The organism is Thioalkalivibrio sp. ALRh (genome assembly GCF_000381425.1).
In the GTDB taxonomy this organism is placed as follows: Bacteria; Pseudomonadota; Gammaproteobacteria; order Ectothiorhodospirales; family Ectothiorhodospiraceae; genus Thioalkalivibrio.
This window is the reverse complement of record NZ_KB906520.1, coordinates 131,602-143,306: the sequence shown is the minus strand read 5'-3', so window position 1 is coordinate 143,306 and position 11,705 is coordinate 131,602. Positions and strand designations below refer to the sequence as shown.

8 protein-coding genes are annotated in these 11,705 nt (G+C 67.9%); 1 reads left to right on the top strand and 7 read right to left on the bottom strand.

Going from position 1 to position 11,705, the window contains the following annotated elements:
- Positions 1 to 180 precede the first annotated feature (180 nt).
- Complete coding sequence (locus tag F791_RS0108485) at positions 181 to 3,669, top strand: EAL domain-containing protein (protein ID WP_019592456.1); 3,489 nt, start codon at positions 181 to 183, stop codon at positions 3,667 to 3,669.
- Between the two features lie 254 nt (positions 3,670 to 3,923).
- Here the strand turns inward: F791_RS0108485 and F791_RS0108480 are convergent, their stop codons facing one another.
- From F791_RS0108480 to F791_RS0108450, 7 genes are read right to left on the bottom strand one after another with little or no spacing between them, the layout of a single operon-like run.
- Positions 3,924 to 4,754 (bottom strand): symmetrical bis(5'-nucleosyl)-tetraphosphatase, encoded by an 831-nt coding sequence (locus F791_RS0108480; RefSeq protein ID WP_018994085.1) that lies wholly within the window; start codon positions 4,752 to 4,754, stop codon positions 3,924 to 3,926.
- Positions 4,755 to 4,762: 8 nt separating this feature from the next.
- The gene (gene apaG / locus F791_RS0108475; protein WP_012983348.1) at positions 4,763 to 5,155 is read right to left on the bottom strand and encodes a Co2+/Mg2+ efflux protein ApaG; all 393 of its coding nucleotides are present in this window, start codon (positions 5,153 to 5,155) and stop codon (positions 4,763 to 4,765) included.
- A complete protein-coding gene (locus F791_RS0108470; protein WP_019592455.1) occupies positions 5,152 to 6,138 on the bottom strand; it encodes an ROK family protein in 987 nt (328 codons plus the stop codon). The genes apaG and F791_RS0108470 overlap by 4 nt, the downstream gene beginning before the upstream one ends.
- 40 nt (positions 6,139 to 6,178) lie before the next feature.
- Positions 6,179 to 6,970, bottom strand: a complete 792-nt coding sequence (gene rsmA, locus F791_RS0108465) for a 16S rRNA (adenine(1518)-N(6)/adenine(1519)-N(6))-dimethyltransferase RsmA (RefSeq protein WP_018175425.1) — start codon at positions 6,968 to 6,970, stop codon at positions 6,179 to 6,181.
- Between the two features lie 8 nt (positions 6,971 to 6,978).
- Complete coding sequence (pdxA, locus tag F791_RS0108460) at positions 6,979 to 8,043, bottom strand: 4-hydroxythreonine-4-phosphate dehydrogenase PdxA (RefSeq protein WP_019592454.1); 1,065 nt, start codon at positions 8,041 to 8,043, stop codon at positions 6,979 to 6,981.
- Positions 8,009 to 9,436, bottom strand: a complete 1,428-nt coding sequence (locus F791_RS0108455; protein WP_026333016.1) for a peptidylprolyl isomerase — start codon at positions 9,434 to 9,436, stop codon at positions 8,009 to 8,011. Before F791_RS0108455 ends, pdxA begins: the two co-directional genes overlap by 35 nt.
- Positions 9,420 to 11,675, bottom strand: a complete 2,256-nt coding sequence (locus F791_RS0108450) for an LPS-assembly protein LptD (RefSeq protein WP_019592452.1) — start codon at positions 11,673 to 11,675, stop codon at positions 9,420 to 9,422. The genes F791_RS0108455 and F791_RS0108450 overlap by 17 nt, the downstream gene beginning before the upstream one ends.
- Positions 11,676 to 11,705: the final 30 nt, after the last annotated feature.

Below are 11,705 nucleotides of genomic sequence, written 5' to 3'. Positions count from 1 at the left end.
CAGCGGCGCGCCCTGTCGTTTTCTGCTTCGCCTGGCCGCGACCCGGGCTCGGCCCGGGACCGGTGTTACCGGAATTTCTTTCGTGGTTAACTTGGCTCTGTTCACGGCCAGGGCGTTTTGTTGACGTTGATACCCTTCTTTCACCCGCGTACCCATGCTTCCGGACGCTATTCGTTCGCGGTGATCGTACTGGTTTTTGGCGGCGTGCTGACGCTGCTCGCGGCGCTTCAGGTCAAGCAGGTGCTGGATGCCGAGGCGACTGATCGCTTTGCGTTCGCCGCCGATCAGGTGACGATCCGGATCGAGGAGCGACTGGATGCCTACGCCCTGGTGCTGCGCGGGGCCGCAGGATTGTACGACGCCTCCGAGGAGGTCACGCGCGAGGAGTGGCGCGACTACGTGCGCAAGCTCCGGGTATCCGACACCCTCGAGCGCGTGCAGGGGATCGGTTTTTCACGCCTGTTGCGGCCCGACGAGCTGGCCGCACACATCGAGGAGATTCGGGCCGAGGGCTTCCCGGACTACACCGTGTTTCCGCCGGGTCCGCGCGAGACCTACTCCTCGATCGTCTACCTCGAACCTTTCGACGCCCGCAATCAGCGGGCCTTCGGCTATGACATGTTCTCGGAGCCGGTGCGCCGCGAGGCGATGACCCAGGCCCGGGATACCGGGCGTGCGGCGCTGACCGGGCGTGTGCAGCTGGTGCAGGAGACCGAGGAGGACGTGCAGGCCGGTACGCTGATGTACGTGCCCATCTATCGCATGGATATGCCCATCGATACGCCGGGGCAACGGGCCGAGGCCCTGAAGGGCTGGGCCTACAGTCCGTACCGCATGACGGACCTGATGACCGGCATCCTTGGTGACTGGGAACTGATGGAGGGCGAGGGCGTTGGGCTGCGCATCTATGACGGGCCCCAGGTGGATGACGACCGCCTGCTGTTCAGCAACAGCGGCATCGACTCGGAGGTCCCCAGCCGGTTTGCCCAGTCCCGCGAGATCGAGTTCAACGGCCGCATCTGGCGGCTGCAGTTCGATCACCAGGACCCGGATGCGGCGGTGGCCTACACCAGCGCCTGGGGCACGCTGGTGGCCGGGCTGGCGCTGAGCGGCCTGCTGTTCGGGCTGATCCTGTCGATCTCCGGCACCCGGGTGCGCGCCGAGGAGATCGCCCGGCGCCTGACCGACGAGCTCCGCGGGCAGGAGCAGCAGCTGCGCGAGAGCGAATTTCGCTGGCGCTTTGCCCTGGAGGGTTCGCGCAGTGGCCTCTGGGACTGGGATATCGCGCGGGACACGCTCTACTTCTCGCCCCGCTGGCGCGAAATCATGGGGGTGGTCGAGGCCGAACTCGGGGCCTCCCTGGAGGAATGGGAACGGCGCATCCATCCGGATGAAAAGGAGTCGGTGAAGGCCGCGCTGCGGGCCTATCTCGAGGGCCGGCGCGAACGCTACGTCCAGGAGTACCGGGTCCGGCACGCGGATGGTCACTGGATCTGGCTCGAGGATCGCGGCCTGATCGTCAGTCGCGATGCGGAGGACCGCCCGTTGCGGATGATCGGTACCTGCACCGACATCAGCGACCGCAAGAACGACGAGCTCGCCCTGCGCGCGGCCCATGCCGAGTCACAGCGCTTCCGTGATGCGCTGGACTATGTCTCCTCCTACATTTACATGAAGGACCCGCAGGGCCGATACACGTTTGCCAACAAGCCCTGCCGGCGCCTGTTCGGCGCGACGGAGGAGGATCTGCCCGGCAGCACCGACAGCCGTTTCTTCCCTCCAGACACGGTGCGCCGGTTGCGCAAGATCGACCACCGTGTGCTGGACGGCGACCAGACCACCGAGGAGATCGAGGTCATCGAGGAGGATGGCGGCCGCCGAGTGTATCTGGAGATCAAAACCCCGATCCGGGACGACAACGAGCCGGGCCAGATCATTGGCCTGCTGGGGATCTCGACTGATATCACCACCCTCAAGGAGCACGAGCGGCAGCTGGAACGGATCGCCCATTTCGATGCACTGACCGGTCTGCCCAATAGGGTGCTTCTGGCGGATCGCCTGCAGCAGGCCATGGCCCGCTCGCGGCGCCATGGCGAGCACCTGGCGGTCGTCTATCTGGACCTCGACGGGTTCAAACGAATCAACGACACCTTCGGGCATGCGGCCGGGGACCGGATGCTGGTGGAGGTCGCTGCGCGCATGAAGGCGGTCATGCGCTCGGAAGACACCCTCTCCCGCCTGGGTGGGGACGAGTTCGTCGCGGTGCTGATCGACGTCGGCGATCTGCACGGCTGCGAGGCCCTGCTGCAGCGGCTGCTGCAGGCGGCCGCGGAACCCATGCTGCTGGAAGACGACCGGTTGCAGGTCTCCGCCAGCCTCGGGGTGACCTTCTACCCGGAGGCGGACCAGGACCTGGATGCAGACCAGCTTCTGCGTCAGGCCGATCAGGCGATGTATCAGGCGAAGCTGTCGGGCAAAGGGCGCTTCCATGTGTTCGATGCCGAGCGCGACCGCTCGGCGCGCAGCCACCACGAGACCATCGAAGACATCCGCCGCGCGCTGGGGAACGAGGAATTCGTCCTGTTCTATCAGCCCAAGGTGAATATGCGCAGCGGCACGGTCATCGGGTTCGAGGCCCTGATCCGCTGGCAGCACCCGGAGTATGGCCTGCTGTCGCCCGGGGATTTCCTGCCCGAGATCGAGGACCATCCGCTGGCCGTTGATCTCGGCGAGTGGGTGATCGACCGGACCCTGCAGCAGCTGCGGGCCTGGGAGACCGTCGGGCTGTCCACACAGGTCAGTGTCAACATCGCGGCCTACCAGTTGCGCCAGCCGAACTTCGTCGAGCGCCTGGAGCGGCTGCTGCAGCACCATCCGGATCTCGCGCCCGGGCGCCTGGAGTTGGAGGTCCTGGAGACCAGTGCGCTGGGCGACATGGTGGAGATCTCCCGCCGCCTGGAGGGTTGCCGGGCCCTCGGGGTGGGCGTGTCGCTGGACGACTTCGGCACCGGCTACGCCTCGTTGACCTATCTCAAGCGCCTGCCGGCGGGGATGGTCAAGGTCGATCAGAGCTTCATCGGCGATATTCTGGATGATCCCGAGGATCTGGCGATTCTGGACGGGGTCCTGAGCCTGGCCGGGGCCTTCGGCCGGGAGGTGATCGCAGAGGGGGTGGAGACCATTGCCCATGGCGACATGCTGCTGGGCATCGGTTGCGATCTGGCCCAGGGCTACGGCATTGCGCATCCCATGCCGGCGGACCGGATCCCGGCGTGGGTGAACGAGTGGCAGCCACCGGCCCACTGGGCGGACCTGGCTCGGATCCATCGCGAGGCCATGCCTCTGATGTATGCCGCAGTCGCCCACCGGGCCTGGGTCATGCGTGCGGAGGCCTATCTGCAGGGGCAGACTTCTCAGCCGCCGTTATTGGCCGAGGATCGGGACGGATTCGTTCGCGGCCTCGAGCGTGCGGGCTCGCGGCGGGTGGACGAGGCCGAGGCCCTGCTTCAGAGGCACCAGGAGGTCCATGACCTGGCCGGCGAGCTGTTCGCCCTGCGTGAACGCGGTGAGGATAGCCGGGCTCTGGCGCGCCTGCACGAACTGCATGCGGCCCGCGATCGTCTGTTGGACGAACTCTCGGCGTATCTGCACTCGGTCCACGCGGGTTAGAGAAGCACTGACCCAAGTACAAGTCGCATCGGTGCCCGGGTTTTCCGAGGCAAGGCGTCTCGTGGAGCGCGTTACCCGCCCATTGTTGATCAAAAACGGGTGTGCGCACGGTGCTGCGGCTCCCTTGTGCAGATCGATTGCACGGTAGTCACCGCGCCTTGTTCGCACGCGAAAGCGACTCAAGTGCGAGCATGTGCATTGCTCAGTGTTTCCCTGGCGGACGCTCTTTGCGCCGCCGATGGCCACGCTGCGCCTTATTGGCTGCAGGCGGTCTGCCAGGTGCGTACCCGGAAGGGGTCGCGGGTCTCGTCGAGGCGCGCGATCGTCATTGTCCTGCCCCAGACGCAGCCACTGTCCAGTGACAGCCAGCCGGGTCCTCGGCGGTGACCGAGCGCGGCCCAGTGACCGAACACCAGGGACCAGCCTTCGCTTGGGCGGCCCGGCCAGGCAAACCACGGTGTCAGCGTTTCCGGGGCATCTTCCGGTGGCCCATTGCCTGAGAATTCCAGTCCGCCATCGGGCATCAGGTAGCGCATGCGGGTAAAGGAGTTGATCGTGAAGCGAAGGCGATCATATCCGGCCAGCTCCGGGTCCCAGTGGGCAGGCTCGTCGCCGTACATCACCTCGAACAGCGCATGGCGTCGCGCGGGGTCGCGCAGCTCGGCCTCCACCCGCCGGGCCTCGGTCTGCGCGGTTTCGAGATCCCAGCCCGGCGCAATGCCGGCATGCACCAGGGTCCAGCCAGCCGCGGGATCAGTATGCAGAAGGGGGCGCTGCGCCAGCCAATCCAGCAGCTCGGCGGCATCCGGGGCGTCCAGCACGGGGCGCAGGGTGTCCTTGTTGCCGGGGGTGCGGACACCCTCGGCCGTGGCCAGCAGGTGCAGGTCGTGATTGCCCAGCACGGCGGTCGCGGCATCGCCCAGGGCGCGTACGTAGCGCAGGCACCCAAGCGAGTCTGGTCCCCGGTTGACCAGGTCACCCACCAGCCAAAGGTGATCCGTGGCGGGGTCGAAACGGACCTGCTCCAGCAGGCGTTCCAGCGGGTCCAGGCAGCCCTGGAGGTCACCAACCGCGTAAAGGGCCATGCCCTGGCCTAGTGAAGCGTACGGGGTACGGAGAGGGTGAAGGGCGGGATCGGCGCCTCGAAGGTGTTGCCGCGTTCGTCCTGCATGCCGTAGCTGCCCTCCATGGTGCCGACCGGCGTCTCGATCACCGTGCCGCTGGTGTACTCGAAGCTGTCACCGGGCTCGATGCGCGGCTGCTCGCCCACCACGCCCTCGCCGCGCACCTCCTGCGTCTGGTCGCGGCCATCGCGGATGATCCAGTGGCGATTCAGCAACTGCACGGTCAGCGCGCCGGAGTTGCGGATCGTGATGTGGTAGGCGAACACGTAGCGGTCGTCATCGGGCTCCGACTGGTCCTCGACATAGGCCGTGGCGACCTCGATCTCGATGGCGTGTTCTTCGGTTTCGCGAGGCGAATTCATTCGGTTGCAGCTCCTGTCTGGAACCAGGCGCTGACGGCAGCGCCCAGCAGGCCGGGTTCAGGGTGCATGATAAGGGACACGGGCAGTCGCTCAAGCAAGTGGGTCATCGGTGGGCGATTATGCAGGGCCCGCAGAAACGTCGTGTCCTGGAAGTAATCGGCCCAGCGCGGGGCGATCCCGCCGGCCAGGTATAGCCCACCGGTGGGCAGCGCAGTCAGGGCCATGTCGGCTAGTTGTCCCGCATAGATCGTTACAAAACGCTGGACGACCGCGAGGGCCGCTGCATGGCCGGCATCGGCCAGGTCACTGATGGCGGCGGCCGGGTCGGCCGCGGTCAGCGCCCGCGCCAGCTCGCCATCGTCCCGGCGTGCCAGCTCGAAGCGTGCAATGCGTGCAATGCCGCGGCCGCTGAGCAGGTGCTCGCGGGTGCAAAGCCCTTCCTCGGCGCTGACGAACGCCGCGAGTGCCGCCTCGTTGGCGTCGGCCGGGGAAAAGCGTGCGTGCCCCCCTTCGCCGGGATGGATGGCGGGCTGCTGGCGCGGGCCGACCAGGCAGGTCCCGAGACCCGTTCCGGCCCCGACCACCAGGCGCAAACCCTCTGGATCGGCCGCTGCGTTCTGCAGGGTGATCCGGTCTCCGGGTTCCAGGGCATCCAGGCAGGCGCCGACAGCGGCGAAATCGTTGATCAGGGCGACCGGGATACCCAGTGCCTGTTCGAGGGCATGCGCATCCAGTTCGGGCCAGTCGAGGTTGGTCGCGCGGGCCCGACCGCTCTGAACGGGGCCGGCCAGGGCCAGTCCGGCAGCGGCCAGCGGCTCGGCCGGTTCGACCTCGTTGCGCCAGACCTCGAGGATGTGGTCCAGGTCGGGAAAGTCGCGGCTGGGGTAGCGGCGGATGTCGTGCAACGACCAGTGCGCGCCGCTGCGGCGCGCACGTGCGACCCGGGTGCGGGTACCTCCGATGTCGGCCACCATGAAGTCCATGGGTCCATCATAGCGGATCGCGGTCCGCTGGCGGGGCCGGTCAGCTGGGCGCGACCATTCGCGCCAGCGCTGCGAAGCCGTGGACGTCCACGGTCTCCGGGCGGGCGCCCGGGTCCAGATCGGCGGCCTCGATCCGGGAGGCATCCACCAGCCCGGACAGCCCCCGCCGCAGGGTCTTGCGGCGGTTGGAGAAAGCCTGATTCACGACCTTTGCGAACGCCGGATACAGTGCGCTGTCCACCAGCGGCGCCTCCAGTGGTGTGATGCGCACGACCGCGGAGTGGACCTTGGGCGGCGGGTGGAAGGCGCCGGGGGGAACCCCGAACAGCGACTGGGCCCGGGCGCGCGCCGCGAGCATGACCGTCAGTCGGCCATAGGTCTTGCTGCCGGGGGCGGCGGTCATGCGCTCGACCACTTCGCGCTGCAGGAGGAAATGCATGTCGCGGATGGCCTCCATCTGATCGAGCAGGTGGAATAGCAGGGGGGTCGAGATGTTGTAGGGCAGGTTGCCCACGACCCGCCAGCCACCCTCCGGTGTCGGGCCAAGGCTTGCCAGGTCCAGATCCAGCGCGTCGCCCACATGGAGCTCCAGGCGCTCCGGGGCAAAGGCGGCGCGCAGACCGGCCGCCAGGTCACGGTCAATCTCCACCGCGACCAGACGATTCAGGCGCTCCAGCAAGGCGCCCGTCAGGGCCCCCCGGCCGGGGCCGATCTCCAGCACCGGGTCGTCGGGGTGCGGGGCGATCGCGCCGACGATGCGCGCGAGCACGGCCTGATCATGCAGGAAGTTCTGGCCGAACCGCTTGCGGATCGGCGGCAGCGCGCTACCCATGTGCGGCATCACCCATGGGCGTGCGCGGCCTGTGCCTGCAGGCGATGGCGGGCCAGTTCCCGAGCCAGGCCCTCGGCCGCGAGGAAGCTGCCGACCTTTGCGCGGCCGCTGCCGGCCAGGTCGAGGGCCGTGCCGTGATCGACCGAGGTGCGCACGAAGGGCAGCCCCAGGGTCACGTTGACTGCATGCCCGAATCCTGCGTGCTTGAGCACCGGGAGCCCCTGGTCGTGATACATCGCCAGTACCGCATCGACCTCGGCGAGGGCGCGCGGGGTGAAGGCGGTATCCGCGGGCAGCGGCCCGCGCAGGTCCAGGCCCTCGGCGCGCAGCCGGTCGAGCGTGGGGGTGATGACCTCGATCTCCTCGCGCCCCAGTACCCCGTCCTCGCCGGCGTGCGGGTTCAGTCCGCACACGCCGATGCTCGGGCGTTCGATTCCGAAGTCCTCGGCCAGATCGTGGTGCAGTACGCGGGCGACCGCCTCGATGCGCTCCGGCGTGATCGCGTCGGGGACGTCGCGCAGGGACAGGTGGGTAGTCACCAGTGCGACCCGCAGGGATTCGGTGGCCAGCATCATCACGGGCATGGGCGCGCCGGCGCGTTCGGCCAGCCACTCGGTATGACCACTGAACGGGATGCCGGCACGGTTGATCACGCCCTTGTGCACCGGGCCGGTGACCATCGCGTCGAAGGTGCCATCGAGACAGCCATCGGCGGCGGCGGCGAGCATTGCCAGTACGCCTTCGGCGTGCCGGGGGTCGAGGGTGCCCGTCTGCACCGGGCCGCCGGCCGGGACCGCGACGATCTCCAGGGCCCCGCGCGGCGTAGCGGTGCGCGGTCGTTCGGGGTCGAAGGGGATCAGGTGGATCGATCGGCCCAGTTGCTGCGCCCGCTGCTCGAGTACATCCGGGTCCCCGATGGCGACGCGCTGGGCGCCACCGCCAGGCTCGTGGGCCAGGGCAATCAGCAGATCTGGCCCGATCCCGGCTGGCTCGCCGGCGGTCAGTGCCAGACGCGGGATTGCACCCGGCGTCCGGGCGTCAGGAGCCGAAGCCGTCAACGCGGTACTCGACATAGGCCTCGTCGCGCAGGCGCCGCATCCACAGCTCGATCTCTTCCTCGCGCTTGCGGTTTTGCAGGATCTCGCGGGCACGGGCGCGGATCTGCTCGCGCGAGGTGTCGACCTCGCGGTGGTCGAGGACCTCGATGATGTGCCAGCCGAACTGGCTCTCCACCGGCTCGCTGATCTCGCCCGGCTGCAGGGCGTTCATCGCCTCCTCGAACTCGGGCACTAGCTCGCCGGGGCTGATCCAGCCGAGCTGGCCGCCCTGGGCAGCGGAGCCGGGGTCGTCGGAGTTTGCGCGGGCCAGGGCCTCGAAGTCGGTGCCCTCGCGGATGCGGTTGTACAAGGACTCGGCCTGGCGGCGGGCCTCCTCGTCGCTGCGGACCTGGTCCGGGCTGATCAGAATGTGGCGTACCTGCGTCTGCCGGACGCGGGTCTGGTCGCCCCCTTCGCGGTCCACCAGCTTCATGACGTGGAAGCCATTCGGCGAGCGCAGCACGTCGCTGATCTCGCCGGTGCGCATCAGCACGGCCTCGCGGGCGAATACGGAGGGGATCTCGCCGGCGGTGCGCCAGCCGAGGTCGCCGCCCTCCAGGGCATCCGGGGCATCGGATTCGGAGATGGCCACACTGGCGAAGTCCTCACCCTCGCGCACCCGCTGGCGCAGTTCGCGGGCCTTTTCGCGCGCAGTGGCGATCTGGGCGGAGTCCGCGCCGCGCGGCAGCGAGACCTGGATGTGCGCGATGCGATAGCGCACGCCGCGGTCGATGGCGCCGCTTTCCGAGGCGATCAGGTCCGCGATTTCCTGGTCGCTGACGCGAATCTGGTTGTCGACCTGGCGACGCTGCAGCTGGTTGACGGTCAGCTCGTTGCGAATCTGTTCGCGGAAGGCGTTGAAGTCGACGCCGTCCTGCAGCAGGGCCTGACGCAGCTGCGGCAGGTTCATGCGGTTTTCGCGCGCGATGTTCTCCATCGCCCGGTTCAGGGTCATCTCGTCGATGTTGATGCCGACCCGCTCGGCCTCCTGCAATTGAACGCGCTCGACGATTAGCCGTTCCATGACCTGCCGGGCGAGGGTGTCACGATCCGGCGGGCGGGTGCCGCGCTCCATCATTTGCTGGGCGACCAGGTTCATGCGCTCGACCAGTTCGCGCTGGGTCACCACGTCGTCGCCGACCACGGCGAGGATGCGATCGGTGAACTGATCCCCCTCCGGTGGCGTGATGGGCGCGGCCGGCGCACCGGCCTCGGAGGCGGCCCCCGGGGTGACCGGGGCCTCGACGGCGTCCTCGGGCTGTTCGCCGCCGGGAACCTGCGCCTGTGCGGACAGGCCGAGGCTCATAAGCACGGCGCCCAGTAGCGGGAGCCAGGAGGCCCGGCGGTGTTGGTCAGGGGAGTGCGTCATATCCGGCTATACCCTCGCTCAAAAGCGAATCCACGCCGGAATCGAAACGTCCGAGTCCGTCCAGCGTGAGTTGGAAATAAATCGAGTTGTCGTAGGTCTCGTCGAAGTCGTAGGCGCGGCGGGCGACCACTCGGATGCCATAGCAGCAACTACGATACTGAAGGCCGGCCAGAAGTTCGAGATCACGCTCCTCCTGCAGGCTGTAATTCCAGCGCCCGATTGCATCGATGCGTGGGGTCACCGGCCACAGCACGGAGACATCGGTCTGGTCGATGGAGCGGTTGCCGGCCTCGCGCTGACGATACCCCACGTTGATGCGGGCGCGAGCGCTCGGGCTGTAGCTGACCGACAGTGCTGTGAGGGTGGTCTCGCCTTCGTCCTGGTTGTACAGGATGGAGCCCCGGCCGCTCCAGGCATCGCCGATGCGCACGCGGCCCTCAAGGGCGAGATCCGAGCGGGACTCCGTCAGCGGATCGCCGTCAGGAGCGCGGCGGACCTCGCGATCTTCGAAATAGCGAATCTGGCCGGCGGACAGGCTCATCCGTTCCTGGCCGGTCTGCTCGTCGAAGATGCGGGTGGTCAGCGCGGTGGTCAGCTGGTGCGTGTCGCCGACCCGGTCGGCGCCGACGAAGCGGTCGAGGCTGAACAGGTTGTCGAAGCTGAAGTCCGCCTCGCCGGTGTCGAAGACCGGGATATCGGTCTGGTCGACGAACGGGACATAGCCGTAGAAGATCCGCGGTTCCAGCGTCTGCAGGCGACGCCCGTCCTGGATCGGACGTTCGAAGACCAGACCGGTGTCGATCGATGCCCGCGGCACGGTGCGGCTGATCGACTCGGGTCCTGGCTCGCCCCGGCGGTCCAGTTCGTAATGGGTATAGCGCACCCCGGCACTGGGCTCAAAGAAGAAGCCCCCAGTATCGAAACGCCAGGAGGCCGTGGGGTTGAGGTCGAAGCGCGTGCCCAGGGGTTCCAGCGAGTCGCTCTCGCTGCGCTCGAAGCGCACCAGTTCAGTGTCCAGGTCCCAGGCCAGTCCGCGCCCCAGATACTCGCCCGCCTCCAGGGTGATCTGCGGCAGGCGCTGGTAGGGCTCGCGCTGGGCCCGCAACTCGGGGTCGATGATCTGGTAGTCCTCGATGCGGGTGCGCAGGCGGTAGGCCGGCTGGTTGTAGGTCAGGTCCGCCCGGCGGCGCAGATAGGGGGTGCTGCCGGAGTAGCGGTCCGCGCCACCGAAGTCGCGGAAATACTCGCTGTCGGAGGCGTCGGCGGCGTCCAGGCGAAAGCGCAGGTCCGAGGTCAGGCGGCTCTGGTGAAACCACTGCACGTAGTGCCGGTCGTCGCCGAATACGCGGTCGCTCGGCAGGTAGCGGATATCGGCCACGCCCTCGTGGCGAGGCTGCAGGTAGCGGAATTCGGTGCCGAGCTTCACCCCGCGGTCCGACATGACTCGCGGGGTGAACGTCGCGTCGTAATTCGGTGCGATGTTCCAGTACCAGGGCGTGCTGATGTCGAGCCCGTGGCGTGAACTGACCCCGGCGCTGGGCAGCAGGAAGCCGCTCTGGCGGCGGTCGTCCAGCGGGAAGTGGATGTACGGCGTGTAGGCGATGGGCACGCCCTTGAAGTCAATGCGGGCGTTGCGGGCAACCCCGATGCCGCGTTCGCGGTCCAGTTCCAGATCTCGTGTGCGCAGCCACCAGCTGTCGTTGTCGATCGGGCAGGTGGTGTACTCGGCGTCCTCGAACTCGTGCAGGTGGGGCGCGAGCTGGATGCCCACCCCGGCGCTGCCTCGTGCCGGCACGGACTGCACCAGGTAGTCGATGCGCCGGAATTCCCCGGTTTCTTCGTCCAGGCGGTACTCGCCACCGTCGGTGTGCAGCAGCAGGTCGCCGTCGAACAGCCGGGTGTCACCCTCGGTGCGAGCCACGCCCGTCGCCCGGTCGTATTCGAGGAATTCGGTATCCAGGCGACGTCCTTGTTCGAAGAGCTGGACGTTTCCGCGGGCGCTGATCAGTTCACCCTCTCGGCGTACGTAATCGGCGTCGATATCAGTGATTTCGGCCGCGAGCTCGCGCATCTCGGGCCACTCCATGCCGGGGGCGAAGTCGCAGCCCGGGGGGCGCTCCATCCGCTCGAGTCCGGCCTGTGCCGCCGTGGCCGTGACGCCGAGCACGCAGGCAATGATGGTCCGCGCCGTGGCCCGGCGGTGCAGTGGGCGTGCGTAGCCGTCAGGCGATGGCGTCATGCGGGTTTCAGTCTGGGGAAACACGGATCA

Coding starts and splice junctions, on each gene's coding strand:
- F791_RS0108480 (WP_018994085.1), bottom strand. CDS start 4,754: ATGGCCCTTTACGCGGTTGGTGACCTCCAGGGCTGCCTGGACCCGCTG.
- apaG (WP_012983348.1), bottom strand. CDS start 5,155: ATGAATTCGCCTCGCGAAACCGAAGAACACGCCATCGAGATCGAGGTC.
- F791_RS0108470 (WP_019592455.1), bottom strand. CDS start 6,138: ATGGACTTCATGGTGGCCGACATCGGAGGTACCCGCACCCGGGTCGCA.
- rsmA (WP_018175425.1), bottom strand. CDS start 6,970: ATGGGTAGCGCGCTGCCGCCGATCCGCAAGCGGTTCGGCCAGAACTTC.
- pdxA (WP_019592454.1), bottom strand. CDS start 8,043: ATGTCGAGTACCGCGTTGACGGCTTCGGCTCCTGACGCCCGGACGCCG.
- F791_RS0108455 (WP_026333016.1), bottom strand. CDS start 9,436: ATGACGCACTCCCCTGACCAACACCGCCGGGCCTCCTGGCTCCCGCTA.
- F791_RS0108450 (WP_019592452.1), bottom strand. CDS start 11,675: ATGACGCCATCGCCTGACGGCTACGCACGCCCACTGCACCGCCGGGCC.